Origin of the sequence: Aquibium carbonis, assembly GCF_003970795.1 — a bacterium.
Lineage (GTDB): Bacteria > Pseudomonadota > Alphaproteobacteria > Rhizobiales > Rhizobiaceae > Aquibium > Aquibium carbonis.
In genome coordinates this window covers 37,451-54,257 of record NZ_RWKW01000016.1, presented here as the reverse complement: position 1 = coordinate 54,257, position 16,807 = coordinate 37,451, and the positions used below count along the sequence as shown (strand labels likewise).

Below are 16,807 nucleotides of genomic sequence, written 5' to 3'. Positions count from 1 at the left end.
GCGGCATGTTCGGGCTCGATGCCACCGTCCTCGCGATGATCCTGCTGGCTGGCCTGTCGGCCGGCGCGGTGGCCTATGTCTTCATGTTCGACAGGATCGCCAGCGAGAAGAAGGCGGGCAAGCGGCTCGAGACCATCAAGAAGGCGGAGACGGACCGCGCGGTCGTCAAGGCGTCGCGCGACCGATTGGCCGAAGCCGCCAAGCGGCGCAAGTCGGTGCAGGATTCACTGAACGATCTCGACGCGAAGCAGAAGGTGAAGGACCGCAACATGCGGAAACCTCCCCTCAAGCTGCAGATCAAGCAGGCCGGCATCACCCTGCCGATCGAGCGCTTCTACCTGTTCTCAGCCATATCGGGCCTGGTTTTTGCGGTACTGGCGCTGCTGGGCGGCGCACCGCTCTGGGCGGTCCCCGCCGCGGCGCTCGCCGGCGGGATCGGGTTGCCACGCTGGGTCATCACCTTCATCAAGGCGAGACGGATCAAGGCTTTTCTCGACGAGCTGCCCAACGCGCTCGACATCATCGTGCGCGCGGTCAAGTCGGGGCTTCCGATCAACGACGGCATCCGGCTGATCGCCAACGAATCGCGCGAGCCGGTGCGGACCGAGTTCCGCCGCATGGTCGAAGCCCAGCAGATCGGCATGTCCACGCCGGAGGCCGCATTGCGCATGACCGACACGATGCCGTGCCCGGAAGCGGCGTTCTTCGGCATCGTCATCCAGATCCAGGCGCAGGCGGGCGGCAACCTTTCGGAAGCCCTCGGCAACCTTTCGCGCGTGCTGCGCGATCGCAAGCGCATGAAGGCCAAGGTCCAGGCTCTCTCCATGGAGGCGAAGGCCTCGGCCGCCATCATCGGCGCGCTGCCCTTCATCGTCGCCTTTCTCGTCTATCTCTCCAGCCCGAACTACATCATGCCGCTCTTCGTCACGAGCACCGGTCACATCGTCCTCGGCGTCTCGCTGATCTGGATGGCGATCGGAATCTTCGTGATGAAGAAGATGATGAATTTCGAGGTCTGATCGCCCGGGAGGCCACGCATGTCCGAACAAGTCGCCAAGGCGATCTTCGACCCGACCTTCCTCATTGCCCTGCTCGTGGCGGTGGCCGTCTTTGCGACCGTCTTCACGGTCATTCCCGCCTTCGGCAGCAGCGACCTGAAGACGCGCATGAAGACCGTGGCGCTTGAGCGCGACGAATTGCGCGCCAAGCAGCGCGCCCGGCTGGCGGCCGACGCCGAACGCCGCCGCAAGGGGCTTCGCGAGGAACAGTCCCATGGCATGCGGAGTATCGTCGAGCGCCTGGACCTGAAGCGCGCCCTGGCCGACGAATCCACGCTGGCGAAGCTGAAGATGGCCGGCTTCCGCGGCCAGAATCCGCTCACCAAGTTTCTGTTCTTCCGGCTGGTCCTGCCGTTCGTGGGACTGTTCCTTGGAACCATCTACGTCTTCGTGCTCAATTCGCTGCCCGAGCAACCTTTGTTCATCAAGGGCTTCGTGGTGGTGGTCTGTGCCTATGCCGGCTTCTATGCGCCCGTCGTCTACGTCAACAACCAGGCCACCAAGCGCAAGCAGAGTATCCAGAGAGCCTGGCCCGACGCACTCGACCTGATGCTGATCTGCGTGGAGTCGGGCATGGCAATCGAGGCCGCCTTCCGCCGTGTCGCCGAGGAGATTGGCGCCCAGTCGGTAGAACTCGCCGAGGAACTGGTTCTCACCAACGCCGAGCTCTCCTTCCTCCAGGAACGGCGCATGGCCTACGAGAACCTGTCGAACCGCACCGGACTCGACACGGTCAAGAGCGTCACGCAGGCGCTCATTCAGGCCGAACGATACGGCACGCCGCTGGCGCATGCGCTGCGGGTGCTCGCACAGGAAAGCCGCGAGATGCGGATGAACGAGGCCGAGAAGAAGGCCGCCGCGCTGCCGCCGAAGCTGACGGTGCCGATGATCCTGTTCTTCCTGCCGGTCCTCTTCGCGGTCATCCTCGGCCCGGCGATCATGCAGTTCAGCGAGCAGGGCGTGTTCGGCGACAAGAAGGAATCGAGTTCGTCCGAATAGGCCGGGCCGAAAGTCCGTCCGATAAAACGGGTCGCCGAACAGCCCTCTTCGGGCAGACAGGCCTGATCCAGAACGACGGTGGCCGGCGCTCGCGCCGGCCACCGTCGTTTTGCGAAGAGCGGATGCAGAAGGATCAGTTGGCTTTCTTCTTTTCGTCCCGCTTCAGGTCGTTCCAGGCATTCTGCTGGGCGAGCATCGAGCGGAGATAGGCGACATTGGCTTCGGCCTGATCGGGCGAGAGTTCCTGGCGGGCGAGCTTCTCGGCTTCCTCGAAACGGCCCTGCAGTCCGACCACCAGTGCAAGGTTCTGGCGGACGCGGCTGTCGGCGCCGGGCGCGCTTGCGGCCGAGCGCATGTAGGTCTCGGCGCCGCGCAGGTCGCCCTCGAGCAGGAACGACATTCCGAGATTGGACAGGATGGTCGGTTCGTTGGGTTTCATGTCCAGGGCGCGGCGATAGAGGGCGCGCGCGTCACCGGACTTGCCGAGCTGGTCGAGGATCGCGCCCTCGGCCGAAAGCAGCTTCCAGTCCGGATATTCCGGAGTTTGGGCACGGCGGACGGCGTCGAGCGCCGGCTCGAGCTGGCCCGCGGCGGCGAGCGCCTTGCCGTAGGCCGCCAGAACCTGGCGATCGGCCGGATGTTCGATCGCCAGCTTGCGCATGACCGCCAGAGACTGGTCTGTGCGCCCACCCATCTGAAGCACCTCAGCGTAGCGCAGACCGGTCGCCTTGTCGGCCGGGTTCCGGGTGTAGCCCTTGCCCAACTGGTCGGCGGCGCTGGACAGTTCGCCGGCCGACATCTCCGCCACCGGCTTGCCCGAGGGGCGATTGACGGAGCCGGTGGTCATGCGCGAATTGGCGCATCCGCTCAAGATCGCCGCGAGGACCAATCCGAGGGCCGCCGTGCGCCAAAGGCCAACGGTTGCGTTCCGATCGCGATTGGTCATCATGCCGCCTTCTCCGTCGCTCGCGCCGCTTGCGGCGCCAATCGGGGAAAGAAATATTCCGTTAACCCTAACGGTTGGTTAAGCGCGCCCCGCACGTCGGTTCGCGCATGCAGCGCAGGAGACCGCCTGATGCCCGTCGAACTTACCGATGCCAGAAGCGCGACATCGAAGCCCATCCATCCGGTGACGAAGGGGCGGCTGGACGAGGCGGGCCTGGCGGCTGCGGCGCTGGCCTGGGCGAAGGCGAACGATTTTTCGGGCCAGCCCGGCCGCGTCCTCGTCGTTCCCGATGCGGACGGAGCGGTTGCCGGGGCCCTCTTCGGTGTGCCGGAAAAGGACAACGGGTTCGCGCGACTGGCCACGGGGGCCCTGGCGCGCGACCTGCCGGAAGGTGACTGGCATTTTGCGGCCACGATCGCCAATCCCACCCAGGCAGCGGTGGGGCTCTTGCTCGGCGGCTATCGCTTCACCCGCTATGCCGGCAAGCCCGGGAACGCACTGCGGATCGTCGCGCCGGATGGCGCTGACGGCGCCCGCGCCCGACGCATCGCGGAGGCGGTGTTCCTGACACGTGATCTGGTCAACACCCCGACCAACGACCTTGGCCCCGCCGCGCTGGAGCAGGCCGCGCGTGCCCTGGCCCGGAAACACGGCGCATCGATCGAGACGATCGTCGGCGACGACCTCCTGGCGAGGAACTTCCCGATGATCCACGCCGTCGGCCGCGCATCCACGGACGCGCCACGCCTGATCGACATGCAATGGGGGCCGCCGGACGCGCCCAGGGTGACACTGGTCGGCAAGGGCGTCTGCTTCGACACCGGCGGACTCGATATCAAGCCTTCGAGCGGCATGCTGCTGATGAAGAAAGACATGGGCGGTGCGGCGAACGTGCTTGGCCTTGCCGACATGGTCATGGCCGCGGGGCTCGCCGTTCGCCTGCGCGTCTTGATCCCGGCCGTGGAAAACTCGATCGCGGGCAATGCGTTTCGCCCCGGAGACGTGCTGAAGAGCCGCAAGGGACCGACAGTCGAGATCGGCAATACGGATGCCGAGGGCCGGCTGGTGCTGGCCGACGCGCTGGCGCTGGCCGACGAGGAGGCGCCGGAGCTGATGATCGACATGGCGACGCTGACGGGTGCGGCACGCGTCGCGGTCGGCCCCGACATAGCCCCCTTCTACACCGGCGACGACGGGCTGGCGGCGGAGATCGCCTCGGCGGCCGCGCAGGCCGGAGATCCCGTCTGGCGCCTGCCGCTCTGGGCCCCCTATGACGAGAAGCTCGCTTCGAAGGTGGCGGACATGAACAACGTCACCAGCGACGGCTTCGCCGGTTCGATCACGGCGGCCCTGTTCCTGCAGCGCTTCGTCGAAAAGGCCAAGGCGTGGAGCCACTTCGACATCTTCGCCTGGAATCCCGCGCCACGGGCCCATGGTCCGGCCGGCGGCGAGGCGCAGGCGATCCGGGCGCTGGAACATCTGCTGACGGCGCGATACGGCAGCTGAGGCGAAGCACACTGGCCTTCGCGCCGCCGGGAATGATAGGTTGCCCGAGGGGTAGAGGACGCGCGGAATGGCGGTTCATCTGAGGCCTGGGGAGGCCTTGCGCTTGTGGCAGGACGTTGCCCTTGCGGAAGTCCGCGCGGGCCGACCGGACCTGTCGATGCGCCAGACAGCGATCCTGCTGACGATCTACCTCGATCCGCCGCCCCATACTGTGCGCGGTCTTGCCTCGCGCCTGAACGTTTCGAAGCCGGTGATCACCCGCGCACTCGACAAGATGGGGGCGCTGAAACTGGTTTCGCGGCATCGCGACGAGAATGACAAGCGCAACGTTCTGGTCAAAAGGACTGTCGAGGGCGCGCTTTTCGTCGAACGATTCGGCGACGTCGTCATCGTCTGCGCAAAGGAACTCACCGCTCCATGACCAGCCTCGACAAGCGCCTGCATGCCTATCGCCCCGACCTCGCCGACGCGCGGCTGAAGGGCCGCGTCGATGCCGAGCGCTTCGTCGACGGCAAGCCGATGCGCGTGAACCGTCCCGTGCTCGACATGCTGGCCGGCCCCTCGCGTGACTCGGGCCTCAACACGCAGCTTCTGCTCGGGGCCCCCGTTGCCGTCTTCGACCAACGAGACGGGCTCGCCTGGGTGCAAGCCGCAGAAGACGGCTATGTCGGCTACGTCGAGGCAGGCGGGCTCGGCGAGCTTGAACGAGCGCCAACCCATGTCGTGTTCGCGCCGCGCACGTTCCTCTATCGCGAGCCGGACATGAAGAAGCCCCGGGACGAGGTTCTGTCGATGGGATCGGTCGTCGAGGTGGTCGGCGAGACAGAGTCCCGCGGAACGCTCTATGCCTTGCTCGCCTCGGGGCAGGCAGCCGTCGCTACGCATCTGCGTCCGCTCTCCGAACCGGCAACCGACTGGGTGGCGGTCGCCGAGACGCTCGAGCACACGCCGTACCTATGGGGCGGCGCTTCTGCCTTCGGCATCGATTGTTCCGGCCTCGTCCAGCTTGCCATGCGCATGGCGGGACGCGCGGTACCGCGCGATTCCGACATGCAGGCGGCGGGCTTGGGCGAGGCTCTCGATCCGGCCACGGAACCCGCCGCGCTGCAACGCGGCGATCTCGTCTTCTGGCAGGGCCACGTGGCCATCGTCACCGGCCCTGACGCGCTCCTCCACGCCAACGGACATTCGATGTCGGTGTCGCGGGAGCCGCTTTCCGCAGCCATAGCGCGCATAGGATATCTTTACGGACAGCCGACCGGCTTCAGGCGGCCCTGACGGGAGCGCCGGCGCGATCGCGCAGAATCGAGGCCGACCGCACGGGCTCAGCCGCCCGTCAGCCTGCCGGCAACCAGCGCGGCCAGCCTCTTGGCAACCTCGGCCTTGGTCATCTCGGGCCAGTCCTCTATGCCATCCCGCGAGACGATGCGCACCCGGTTGCGGTCGCCGCCCATCACGCCGGACGGGCCGATCCCCGAGCCATGCGACACGTCGTTGGCCACGATCAGGTCAGCGCCCTTCCTGTCGAGCTTGGCGCGCGCATTCTCGGCTAGGTTTTGCGTTTCCGCCGCAAAGCCGACCACCAGGCCCGGCCGCTGCGGGGAGTGGCCGATGGTCGCCAGAATGTCGGGATTCTCCACCATTCGCAGGGCAGGGGGGGCTTCGCCAGCGACCTTCTTGATCTTCTCGCCAGCCTCTCCCGCCGTACGCCAGTCGGCGACCGCCGCCACGAAGATTGCGGCATCGGCCGGAAGCGCCGCCTCCACCGCCGCCAGCATCTGCCGGGCGGTCTCGACATGCAGGGTCTCGACGCCGTGCGGATCGGCGATCGTCACCGGCCCGGACACGAGCGTCACCCTGGCGCCAAGCGCAGCGAGTGCCGCCGCGATCGCGTGGCCCTGCTTGCCGGAGGAACGGTTGGCGATGTAGCGCACCGGGTCGATCGGCTCGTGCGTCGGGCCCGACGTCACAACGATGCGTTTTCCAGCCAGCGGCTTCGGCCGCTCGTCCAGCAGCGTCTCGACCGCGGCAACGATCTCCAGCGGCTCGGCCATGCGGCCTTCGCCCGCCTCGCCGCTCTCCGCCATCTCGCCCCTGCCCGGACCGACGAAGGCGATCCCGTCGGCCTCGAGCGTCGCGCGGTTGCGGACGGTGGCGGGGTGGTTCCACATGCGCGGGTTCATCGCGGGCGCCACCAGCACGCGCTTGTCGGTCGCCATCAGCACGGTCGATGCAAGGTCGCTGGCGTGGCCATGCGCCATCTTCGCCATCAGGTCGGCGGTGGCCGGCGCCACCACGATCAGGTCGGCCTCGCGCGACAGGCGGATGTGGCCGACATCGTGCTCGTCCTGCCGGTCGAAGAGGTCGGTGAACACATGGTCGGCGGTGAGCGCGCCGACCGAAAGCGGCGTGACAAATTCCTGCGCGGCAGCTGTCATCACGCAACGCACCCTGGCGCCGCGCTCGCGCAGGCGGCGGATCAGGTCGAGGCACTTGTAGGCGGCGATGCCGCCGCCGATGATGAGCAGGATGCGTCTGTCGGAAAGGGTCATGCGCGAGCCGTCATCCCGGCGTCAGTGCCGGTTCGATGTCGGTATGGATGAAATCGTCGCCCTTGAAAAGCAGGGGCAGCTTGCGGGTCTTGGCCAGCGCATAAGAGAAGCAGTCGCCGAAATTGAGATTGGCCGGGTGGCCCGACCCTCGGCCAAAGCGGCGGGCGGCCAGGATTCCGGCGTGGACTTCGGCTTCGCTGGTCGCGACGACTTCCAGCGTCGCGCGTTCGACGAGTTGCAGCAATCGGGTATGTTCGTTCCCTCTATGAGCTGTAACGAGTCCGGCTTCGAGCATGGTGCCGGCACTGATCAGTCTTCTATCCGCGTTTCCCAGTGCTTCTACGATTGATGCGGCATCCGATTCCTCCCGGAGAATGGCGATCAGGGCGGAGGTGTCGACGACGATCACTTTTCATCCAGATAGTCGTAGAGCGCGTCCGACTCGGCTTTATGATCGATCGGCTTTTCCGGTTTGCGGCCGAGCGCAAGTATTTCTTCCATGGACGCCTTCAAATGCCATTTCGGCTTGCCGGGGTCCTCGGGCTCCTGACGGGGGAGCGGACGTTTCAAACGGTCGCGTGCCTCCTGCTCCATGGAGACACCTCGCTCCGCCGCGCTGAGGCGCAGGTCGCGTATGACCTCGTCATCGAGCTTTCTTACGGTTACCGTGGCCATTCGACGTCTCCAGTCTGCGCAAGAGATAGCGTGAACTCGGGCCAACCGCAATGCCAGCACTGCCAGCATTGCAGTCAATGCAATCACCCCGGCTCCATCGCGATCCACACCAGCGCCAGCGCTATCACCCACAACGCCACCCGGCCGGAGCGGCTGTACCGCGCCTCCGCCTTGCCGATCGCCTTCGCCGTCTCCGCATCGAAGCGCAGGCCGTTCTCGGCCATGGCGTCGATCTCGCGCGACAGGCGCTCGGTGCGGGCGGCGAGCTCGGGTGCCTGGCGGGCGAGCGAGACCACCGCGTTGATCCCGTCGCGCGCGTCGGTGAGCATCCCGCGAGGCCCGAGATTGGCGGCGATCCAGGACCCGACGACCGGTTCGGAGGTCTTCCACATGTTGAAATGCGGGTCGAGCGCGCGCGCGACGCCCTCCACCACCACCATGGTCTTCTGCAAGAGCACCAGTTCCGGCCTCGCCGCCATGTCGAAGAGCTCCGTGACCTCGAACAGCAGCGTCAGGAGCTTGGCCATGGAGATCGTCTCGGCCGGCTGGCCGTGGATCGGCTCGCCGATGGCGCGGATCGCCTGAGCGAAGGCCGCCACGTCGTGCTTGGCCGGCACGTAGCCCGCCTCGAAATGGACTTCGGCGACGCGTCGGTAGTCGCGCATGATGAAGCCGTAGAGGATCTCGGCGAGGAATCGCCGCTCCTTCTTGCCCAGCCGACCGGTGATGCCGAAATCGACTGCAACGATGGTTCCATCGGCCTCTACGAACAGATTGCCGGGATGCATGTCGCCGTGGAAGAAGCCATCGCGCAGCGTGTGGCGAAGGAAATTCTGGATCAGGTTGGCCGCCAGCGCGGGCAGGTCGTGGCCGGCCGCGCGCAGGCCATGGATATCGGACATCTTCACGCCGTCGATCCATTCCAGCGTCAGTACGTCGCGACCGGTGCGCTCCCAATCGACGCTGGGGACGCGGAAGCCGGGATCCTCGCGCGTGTTCTCGCCGATTTCCGACAGCGCCGCCGCTTCCAGCCGCAGGTCCATCTCGATCTTGGTCGTCTGCGCCAGCGTCTCGGTCACCTGCACCGGGCGAAGCCGGCGGGTCGCGGGTATGAAGCGTTCCTGCAGGTGCGCCGCCGCGAAATAGCTGTCGAGGTCGTTGAGAAAGCTGCGCCGGACCCCTGGCCGGATCACCTTCACGGCCACCCGCTTGCCGGAGCCCGGCAGCGTGGCGGAATGGACCTGCGCGATCGAGGCTGCCGCGACCGGCTCGCCGAAGCTCTCGTAGAGGTCGTCGAGAGGCCGCCCGAGCGAACCCACGATCGCCGAGACGGCCTCCGCCCGGGGAAACGTGTCCATCCGGTCCTGGAGATTGGCGAGGTCGAGCGCCACCTCGGTTCCAACCACGTCGGGCCGGGTCGCCAGGAACTGGCCGAGCTTGACGTAGGAAGGCCCCAGCCGGGTCGCCGCCTTGGCGAAGCGCTCCGATCGGTCGCGCCCCGCCACGCGGCGGCGGGCCAGCATCGTGCCGATGCGCCAGCCGAGCTTGGGCAGGCCCGAAAGCTGGTCGCCGGGCAGCGCGGCCACCACGCCTTCGCGAACCATGATCCAGCCGGCCCTGACGAGCCGGAAATAGGCGGCTGGTGTGCTCATCGGTGGTGAGCCCTCACAGCTTCCAGCCGGAATGCAGCGCAGCGATCCCGCCGGTGAAGTTGCGGAACGTCACCCGTTCGAAGCCTGCCCGTTCGATCATCGCGGCGAAATCGGCCTGTTTGGGAAACTTGGCGATCGATTCCACCAGGTAGCGATAGGGCTCGCCGTCGCCAGCCACCATCTTGCCGATCGCCGGTATGGCGTTGAACGACCAGGCCTCGTAGGCGCGGTCAAGCAGTGGCATCTCCACCTCCGAGAATTCGAGGCAGAGGAATCGTCCGCCAGGCTTCAGCACCCGCCAGGCCTCGGCGAGTGCGACGTCGATGCGCGGCACGTTGCGGATGCCGAAGGCGATCGTGTAGGCGTCGAAGCGCTCGTCGTCGAAGGGCAGTGCCTCGGCATTGGCCTCTACGAAGTCTAGATTGTCGAGGAGGCCGCGCTTCTCCGCCCGCTCCCGCCCGACCGAAAGCATCGATCCGTTGATGTCGAGCACGGTGACATGCGCTTTGCGCTGCGACGCCTCCACGATCCGGAAGGCGATGTCGCCGGTGCCGCCGGCCACGTCGAGCGACGTCCAGCCCGCCCGCTTGGGCGGATTGAGAGCGCTCACCATCGCGTCCTTCCACACCCGGTGCATGCCGGCCGACATGATGTCGTTCATCAGGTCGTAGCGCTTGGCCACCTTGTGGAAGACCTCGTCCACCAGCGGCTGCTTGGTGCCGGCGTCCACCGTGCGGAAGCCGAAGGACTGTTCCATGCCGCCTTGGGCGGTCGTTCTGTGTTCGGGCATTTCTCGATCCAATTGGGTGGCCGGACCATAGCCGATGGCGTGGACGGGCGCTATTCTTCAGGAACGTGGTGAACCGCCGCGCCTGGGACGAGCGATTCGGGGAAGACATATGGTCCTGAAGGCCGAAATCCACTGCCATATCGAGGGCGCGGCGTCGCCCGAGCTGGTCATGAAGCAGGCCGCGAAGTACGGCGCCGACGTCTCGGGCTTCATCCGCGACGGCAGATATGTCTGGGATGATTTCACTGGCTTTCTGATTGCCTATGACGGCGCCGCTGCTCTGTTTCGTACCGAGCGCGACTATGCGCTGTTGGCGGAAACCTACCTGTCGAGCCTCGCGCGCGACGGCTGCATCTATTCCGAGTTCTTCACCTCTCCCGATCACGCCGACCGAGCGGGCCTGTCGCCGTCGGCCTACACGGCCGGCCTTGCGGAAGGCATGCGCCGCGCCAAGGCCAAGACCGGTATCGAAAGCCGCATGATCGTGACCGGCGTGCGGCATTTCGGCGTCGAATCGGTCGAGGCGGCTGCCCGCTTCGCCGCGCGTTGCGGAGAGCCGCTGGTCACCGGCTTCGGCATGGCGGGCGAAGAGCGCTACGGCGACCCGGAAGATTATGTCCGCGCCTTCGAGATCGCCCGCGAGGCCGGGCTGGGGATCACCGTCCATGCCGGCGAGCTTTCCGGATGGGAAAGCGTCCAGTCGGCGCTCGATCATTTCCGTCCGTCCCGCATCGGCCACGGCGTGCGCGCGATCGAAAACCCCGACCTGGTGAGGCGCATCGCCGCCGAGGGCGTGGTTCTCGAATGCTGCCCCTGCTCCAACGTCGCGCTGAAGGTCTTCCCCAGCTTCGCCGATCATCCCTTCCCGAAGCTCCGCGCGGCCGGCTGCAAGGTCACGCTCAATTCCGACGACCCGCCCCATTTCTGGACCACGCTGAAGCGGGAGTATGACGAGGCACGAACCCATTTCGGCCTTGACGACAAGGCGCTGACGGCCATCACCCGCACCGCCGTCGAAGCCGCCTTCGTCGACAGGAAAACGAAGTCGGCGCTGCTGGCCCGGCTCGACGGTGGGCGGCGCTGAGGCGCAAGGCGACACGAGTCCACGGAACGCACTTGGCCCGGTCACGTTCTCGCTGCTGGAAATCCGCAGCAAGGGTTTGACGGGATGGCGCCGCGCAGCTTCTGGAAGGGCTATCTGAAGCTGTCGCTGGTGACATGCCCGGTGGCGATGACGCCTGCCACCACCGACAGCGAGAAGGTCCGTTTCCACTCGATCAATCGCAAGACCGGCAACCGCATCCGCAATCACTATGTCGACGCGCAGACGGGCAAGCCGGTTCGCGACGAGGATCAGGTGCACGGATTTGCCAGCGGCGAGGACCAGTTTGTCGTCATCGAGGACGATGAACTGGACTCCATTGCACTCGAAAGCACCCACACCATCGACATCGAAACCTTCGTGCCGCGCGATTCCATTGGCTGGATCTGGCACGACAAACCCTACTTCCTCATGCCCGACGACAAGGTGGGTGAGGAGGCCTTCGCCGTCATCCGCGACGCCATGCGGGCCACCGGGATGGTGGGCATTGCACGCGTGGTGCTGTTCAGGCGTGAGCGCGCGGTGATGCTGGAAGCTGCCGGAAAGGGCATCCTCGCCTGGACCCTGCGCTTTGGCGACGAGGTGCGCGCAGCCGATGATTACTTCGAGGATGTGGAGGACGCGAAACCCGAGGCGCGCGTCGTGAAACTGGTAAAGGCGCTCATCGACGAGCGCACCAAGGATTGGGATCCATCGATGGTGGAGGACCCCGTCCAGGCAAGGCTGCTGGACATCATCGAGGCCAAGCGCAAGAAAAGGAAGCCTGCGAAAACCCGAGCCCCGGCGGAAGAGCCTCCGCCGACGCCGGACAACGTGGTCTCGATCATGGATGCGTTGCGTCGCAGCGTCGAGCAGGAAAAGAAGAGCGGCAAGGCGAAGTGAGCGATCGCCGGAGAGCCGGCGCTTCCTGATCGTGTCCGCAGCGTCTCAAGCCGGTTTTCTCACTTTGCGGGCGGTTCGTCTGGTTGGTTTTTCAGGGCCGCCGATGGGTGCCGCCGCCTTGCGGAAATTCTCCCACGGATCGGCGGAGAGATTGGCCAGCCGCGCCGCGGCATTCGTGACGGTGAAGGTGGCAGGCCCGATGTCCGGCCCGAGTTCCTCCCAACCGATGGGCATCGACACCGGTGCGCCATCACGGGCGCGAGTCGAATAGGGCGCCACGGCGGTCGCGCCGCGACCGTTGCGCAAATAGTCGATGAGGATCTTGCCCTTCCGTTTCGCCTTGGAAACGGTCGCGACGAAGCGATCCGGGCTGTCAGCCGACATTTCGTCGGCGATGCGCTTGGCAAAACCCTTGACCGCTTCCCACCCGGCCCGTGGTTCCAGCGGGCTCACGACATGCAGGCCCTTGCCTCCTGACGTCTTGAGAAAGCAGGCCAGGCCCTCCGCTTCCATCCGCTCGCGCACCTCCCGCGCCGCCGCCACGATCTCGTCCCAGGTCACCCCCTCGCCGGGGTCGAGGTCCATGACGATCTGGTCCGGTTTCTCCAGATCGTCGAACGGGGCCTGCCAGGGATGGATCTCCAGCACGCCGCCTTGGACGAGCCCGATCAGCCCGTCGAAGCCGTCGATGCCGACGATCGGCTCGCCGGACTTGTCCTTCTGGTCGTGCAGCGTGAGGATCTTTCCGTTCATGCCCTTCCACGCGTGTTTCTGGAAGAAGCACTGGCCGCCGACGCCGCCCGGGCACCGCAGCAGTGCCAGCGGGCGATGCACCACATGGGGCGCGATGAACCGCCAGGCCTCGCTGTAGTATTCAGCCAGGCCCTGCTTGGTCACGCCCGCATCCTTCCAGTAGATGCGATCCGGATGCGTGAGCTTCACCGTCCAGCGCGGCAGGGCGCCGCTGCCCTTCTTCGAACCGCCATCCTCGCGCGTGATCGTCTTGGCGGCCTTGTCCTCGCGCAGGCCCCGGAACGACGCGTGGCGCAGGACGCCGTCGCCGGTCCAGCTGCGAAACTCGACCTCGGCAACCAGCCCGGGCTCGACGAAACGCACGTTGCGGCGCGCCTCGGCCGAGAGCGTCGTGGCGAATGGCGATTTCTCGCGAGCCAGAGGCTCGAGCCTGGCGTAAAGGTCCTCGGCAACCTTGCGCGAGAAGCCTGTCCCGACGCGTCCGGCATGGACGAGATCGTCGCCGACATAGTGACCGAGCACCAGCGAGCCGATCGCCTTGTCCGAAGTCGAGGAGGGTGTGTAGCCGGCGATGACGAGTTCCTGCCGTTCGGCGCATTTCGACTTGATCCAGTCGCGGCCTCGACCCGGTCGGTAGGGGCCGTCGCGCAGCTTGGAAATGACGCCCTCGAGACTGAGCCGACATGCATGGCGCAGTATCATCTCGCCATCCTCGTCGAAATGCTCGCTGTAGCGCAGCGCGGACGGAGAGCCGGCGAGCAGGCGGGCGAGTTCCGCCTTTCGATCGACGAGCGCGGCACCCGTCAGGTCGCGGCCGTCGAGATGCATCAGGTCGAAGGCGTAGAAGACGAAGCGATCCGACCGGCCTTCGGACAGGTCGGCCTGCAGGGCTGAGAAATCCGAAGCCCCGTTGCCGCCTTCGACGGTCAGCTCGCCGTCGATGATGGCCGCCTCCATCGGCAGCGAGGCAAGCGCCTTCGCGACCGCCGTGCCGAACCGGTCCGTCCAGTCGAGCCCGCTGCGGGTCAGGAGCCTGGCCTTGCCCTCCGAGATATGCGCCTGAAGGCGATATCCGTCGAACTTGATCTCGTGGATCCAGCGATCGCCGGACGGTGCCTCGGCCCGCAAGGTCGCGAGCTGTGGTTCGATGAAGCCCGGCATCGACGCCTTGCGGCTGCCCCTGACCGACGCTGCGGCAGCGCTGGGTTTCCTCGCGGTGGACTTTTCCCTGGCGACACGTTTTCGCGGTGCCGTGTTTGCCGCCGGCGTCTTGTCGATCCTGCCGGTCTTCGAGGACCACCCGGGCGCTTCGCCCTCCAGGTCGGCGACATCGCGCCCGGACTTCACCGATTCAGGCCGCTCCTGCAGGATGTCGGGTTCGTCGTTTCCGCGCGCGAATTCGTCGTCGCTCTTGATCAGCAGCCAGTTTTCCCGCTTCTCGCGCGGCTTTCCGGCCATGCGCACGAGATGCCAGCGCCCGCCCAGTTTCTCCCCTTCGAGCGCGAACTCGAGGTGGCCCTTCTTGTACCCTCGATCGGCGTCGCCGACCGGCGACCAGGTGCCGCGGTCCCAGACGATGACGGCGCCGCCGCCATACTCGCCTTTCGGGATCGTGCCTTCGAAGTCCCCGTACTCCAGCGGATGATCCTCGACATGGACGGCAAGCCGCTTCTCGCCGGGCACGAGGCTCGGCCCTCGCGTGACGGCCCAGCTGCGCAACACGCCGTCGACCTCGATGCGGAAATCATAATGCAGCCGGCGGGCCGCGTGCTTCTGGATGACGAAAGACCGGCCGCCAGCCTTCTTTCCGGGCGATCCCTTGGGTTCGGTGGTTTTCTTGAAGTCGCGCTTCTGGTGGTAGCTTTCGAGCGCCATGTCAGCCCGCCTTCTTGCGGGGCGACGCTCCATCGGACGAGCGCTTGGATGCCGGCTTGCGGGATTTCGATGGCTTGGCCTTGGCTCCGCTGGCTTCCGCGCTGCGCCGCAGCGCCTCCATCAGGTCGACCACCTTGCCCTGGGGCCTTGGCTTGGCGGGCTTGATCGCCCGGCCTTCGATCTTGGCCTTTACCAGTTCGGCGAGCGCCGTGTCGTAGCGGTCGGCATAGTCCGACGGGTGGAATTTGCCCCGCTTCGTCTCGATGATGTGCTTGGCGAGGTCCAGCATCTCGCCCTTGATCCCGATGTCGGGCACCTTGGAGAAGGCCTCGCGCGCCGAGCGCACCTCATAGTCGAAGTTGAGCGTGTTCGCGATCAGGCCGGGGCCCTGCGCCCTGATCAGCACCGTGCGCACGCGCCGGAACAGCACGGCTTGTGCGACCGCCGCCACGTTCTTCGCACGCATGCCTTCGCGGATCACGGCGAACGCGGTCTCAGACACCTTGTCGGCCGGCGCGAGGTAGTAGGGCTTGTCGAAATAGACGGTTTCGATGTCGGCGCAGGTGAGGAAAGCCTCGATCCGCAGCGTCTTGTCGCCCTGTGGCACGGCCTGTGCGATTTCGTCGGGCTCGAGGATGACATGCTCTCCCGAACCGAGTTCGTAGCCCTTCACCTGATCGTCGCGCTCCACCGGCTTGCCGGTTTCGCCGTCGACATACTGGCGCTGCACGCGGTTTCCGGTCTTGCGGTTGAGGATGTTGAAGGACACGCGCTCGGACGTGGACGCGGCTGCGTAGAGCGCGACGCCGCAACTCAGTTCCGCGATCTGCAGATGGCCTTTCCAGACGGCTCTCGTCGCCACGGCGCTTCCCTTCTCGTCGACCGGACAGAACGCCGGCTCTGTACGGAGGTTCCGTCCGGGAAACCCGCTACTCCCCAGGGCGCAGCGGCTTCGACAGGAAGCGCGAGCCGGCGAGTCCGAAACGCCAGGGCCTGTCGACCGCCTTGGAAATCCCGATCCGCCGCCCGGCGACCACCGTGGGCGACGTCGGCGGGAGGAATAGCCGCAACGCGCCCCGGCCGATCGGCATGCCGTTCTGCGCATCGCTGATCGCCAGCGCCTGGCAGAGCTTGCCGGGGCCGGAACACAACGACCGGACGTCTTCCATCGACCGTCTCCGAACCATGGCCGGAATTCCGGCCGTCGGTTCGAGCGCCCGCACCAGCACGGCCGAGCCCGGCCGGCACACAACGTTGAAGCACCAGTGGATGCCATAGGAACGATAGACATAGGCGTGGCCCGGCGGACCGAACATCGCCGCGTTGCGCGCCGTGGGACCCGAGAAGCTGTGGGACGCCGGATCGTCGGCCTCATAGGCCTCGGTCTCGACCACGATCCCACCCACGCCGTCATGCGTGAGGACGGCGCCAATCAGCGCGCGCGCGACCTCGACTGCCGGCCGATCGAGAAAGTCCGCCGGATGACATTGTTCCCTCACCGTCGAACCTCCGGCCTCGCGAGGCGACAGCCGCCCCCGTCGCCCCTGTTCGGTCGATAGCACCCGACGCGCGCCCTGAAAACGAGGTGCCATGGCGCAGGCTCCGCCGACCAAGGCCGAACCGCTCCACACTGCTTCCGCTTTCTTCGAGGGCGGGAACCCTCGTCGATTTTCAGCTGTCCGACTTGTGCTCCGGCTTTCCCTTGCGCGTCGTCGACGCCATCGCGGACAGTTCCTTCTCGGACATGGATTTCTCCATGCTCCTGGAGGCGCCCTTCAGTTCGCTCTTCTTCGTGTCGCCGCGCTTGGCCGAAAGTGCGGCGCCTGCCGCCTTCTGCTGCGCCTTGGATTTGGCTGGCATGGTCGCAACTCCTCTCGCCGGACCGAGGCGGACGGGACGCCGTCCACCCAGGTCGCAAACGAATGGCCGCGCGAAAGGTTCGGCGAGCGGTGGCGGGCGATTCGGAACCGGCCCGGTCCGGCGGCGTTTTCACGCAGTGTTTTCACGCAGTGTTTTC

General features: G+C 66.3%; 17 protein-coding genes. 7 read left to right on the top strand and 10 right to left on the bottom strand.

Annotated elements, in window-relative coordinates:
* Nucleotides 1-5: 5 nt before the first annotated feature.
* Nucleotides 6-1,019, top strand: a complete 1,014-nt coding sequence (locus tag EJC49_RS05310) for a type II secretion system F family protein (RefSeq protein WP_126698424.1) — start codon at nt 6-8, stop codon at nt 1,017-1,019.
* An 18-nt stretch (nt 1,020-1,037) separates the two neighbouring features.
* Nucleotides 1,038-2,057, top strand: coding sequence for a type II secretion system F family protein (locus EJC49_RS05305; protein ID WP_126698423.1), 1,020 nt, complete (start codon nt 1,038-1,040; stop codon nt 2,055-2,057).
* A gap of 133 nt (nt 2,058-2,190) precedes the next feature.
* On the opposite strand, the gene EJC49_RS05300 is transcribed toward EJC49_RS05305, so the two are convergent.
* Nucleotides 2,191-3,006, bottom strand: coding sequence for a tetratricopeptide repeat protein (locus tag EJC49_RS05300; protein ID WP_126698422.1), 816 nt, complete (start codon nt 3,004-3,006; stop codon nt 2,191-2,193).
* A gap of 126 nt (nt 3,007-3,132) precedes the next feature.
* On the opposite strand from EJC49_RS05300, the gene EJC49_RS05295 reads away from it, so the two are divergent.
* The 3 genes from EJC49_RS05295 (at nt 3,133) to EJC49_RS05285 (ending at nt 5,787) form a co-directional block, all read left to right on the top strand.
* On the top strand, nt 3,133-4,509 hold the full coding sequence (locus EJC49_RS05295) for a leucyl aminopeptidase family protein (protein WP_126698421.1): 1,377 nt from the start codon (nt 3,133-3,135) through the stop codon (nt 4,507-4,509).
* 67 nt (nt 4,510-4,576) lie between these two features.
* Nucleotides 4,577-4,930, top strand: a complete 354-nt coding sequence (locus EJC49_RS05290) for a MarR family transcriptional regulator (protein ID WP_126698420.1) — start codon at nt 4,577-4,579, stop codon at nt 4,928-4,930.
* Nucleotides 4,927-5,787, top strand: coding sequence for a C40 family peptidase (locus EJC49_RS05285; protein ID WP_126698419.1), 861 nt, complete (start codon nt 4,927-4,929; stop codon nt 5,785-5,787). Before EJC49_RS05290 ends, EJC49_RS05285 begins: the two co-directional genes overlap by 4 nt.
* A gap of 47 nt (nt 5,788-5,834) precedes the next feature.
* Here the strand turns inward: EJC49_RS05285 and coaBC are convergent, their stop codons facing one another.
* The 5 genes from coaBC to ubiE all read right to left on the bottom strand — a co-directional run bounded on the left by coaBC (nt 5,835) and on the right by ubiE (nt 10,178).
* Nucleotides 5,835-7,061 carry a bifunctional phosphopantothenoylcysteine decarboxylase/phosphopantothenate--cysteine ligase CoaBC gene (coaBC, locus tag EJC49_RS05280; protein ID WP_126698418.1) on the bottom strand — a complete coding sequence of 409 codons (1,227 nt, stop codon included), beginning with the start codon at nt 7,059-7,061 and terminating at the stop codon, nt 5,835-5,837.
* 10 nt (nt 7,062-7,071) lie between these two features.
* Nucleotides 7,072-7,470, bottom strand: a complete 399-nt coding sequence (locus tag EJC49_RS05275) for a type II toxin-antitoxin system VapC family toxin (RefSeq protein WP_280959998.1) — start codon at nt 7,468-7,470, stop codon at nt 7,072-7,074.
* The gene (locus EJC49_RS05270) at nt 7,467-7,736 is read right to left on the bottom strand and encodes a FitA-like ribbon-helix-helix domain-containing protein (RefSeq protein ID WP_126698417.1); all 270 of its coding nucleotides are present in this window, start codon (nt 7,734-7,736) and stop codon (nt 7,467-7,469) included. The genes EJC49_RS05275 and EJC49_RS05270 overlap by 4 nt, the downstream gene beginning before the upstream one ends.
* Before the next feature lie 83 nt (nt 7,737-7,819).
* Entirely contained in the window at nt 7,820-9,388 is a 1,569-nt protein-coding gene (gene ubiB, locus EJC49_RS05265) for a 2-polyprenylphenol 6-hydroxylase (RefSeq protein WP_126698416.1), read from the bottom strand.
* A gap of 13 nt (nt 9,389-9,401) precedes the next feature.
* Nucleotides 9,402-10,178 carry a bifunctional demethylmenaquinone methyltransferase/2-methoxy-6-polyprenyl-1,4-benzoquinol methylase UbiE gene (ubiE, locus tag EJC49_RS05260; RefSeq protein ID WP_126698415.1) on the bottom strand — a complete coding sequence of 259 codons (777 nt, stop codon included), beginning with the start codon at nt 10,176-10,178 and terminating at the stop codon, nt 9,402-9,404.
* A 109-nt stretch (nt 10,179-10,287) separates the two neighbouring features.
* On the opposite strand from ubiE, the gene EJC49_RS05255 reads away from it, so the two are divergent.
* Both EJC49_RS05255 and ku (EJC49_RS05250) read left to right on the top strand, forming a co-directional pair.
* On the top strand, nt 10,288-11,262 hold the full coding sequence (locus EJC49_RS05255; RefSeq protein WP_126698414.1) for an adenosine deaminase: 975 nt from the start codon (nt 10,288-10,290) through the stop codon (nt 11,260-11,262).
* An 84-nt stretch (nt 11,263-11,346) separates the two neighbouring features.
* Nucleotides 11,347-12,162 carry a non-homologous end joining protein Ku gene (gene ku, locus EJC49_RS05250; protein ID WP_126698413.1) on the top strand — a complete coding sequence of 272 codons (816 nt, stop codon included), beginning with the start codon at nt 11,347-11,349 and terminating at the stop codon, nt 12,160-12,162.
* 45 nt (nt 12,163-12,207) lie between these two features.
* Here ku (EJC49_RS05250) and ligD read toward each other — a convergent pair whose 3' ends face one another.
* The 4 genes from ligD to EJC49_RS05230 form a co-directional block, all read right to left on the bottom strand.
* Nucleotides 12,208-14,790 (bottom strand): DNA ligase D, encoded by a 2,583-nt coding sequence (gene ligD, locus EJC49_RS05245; RefSeq protein WP_126698412.1) that lies wholly within the window; start codon nt 14,788-14,790, stop codon nt 12,208-12,210.
* A 1-nt stretch (nt 14,791) separates the two neighbouring features.
* Nucleotides 14,792-15,652, bottom strand: a complete 861-nt coding sequence (gene ku, locus EJC49_RS05240) for a non-homologous end joining protein Ku (RefSeq protein WP_126698411.1) — start codon at nt 15,650-15,652, stop codon at nt 14,792-14,794.
* Nucleotides 15,653-15,719: 67 nt separating this feature from the next.
* The gene (locus EJC49_RS05235) at nt 15,720-16,289 is read right to left on the bottom strand and encodes a DNA-3-methyladenine glycosylase (RefSeq protein ID WP_245453275.1); all 570 of its coding nucleotides are present in this window, start codon (nt 16,287-16,289) and stop codon (nt 15,720-15,722) included.
* Between the two features lie 172 nt (nt 16,290-16,461).
* Nucleotides 16,462-16,650 (bottom strand): DUF3008 family protein, encoded by a 189-nt coding sequence (locus tag EJC49_RS05230; RefSeq protein WP_126698409.1) that lies wholly within the window; start codon nt 16,648-16,650, stop codon nt 16,462-16,464.
* Between the last annotated feature and the right edge of the window lie 157 nt (nt 16,651-16,807).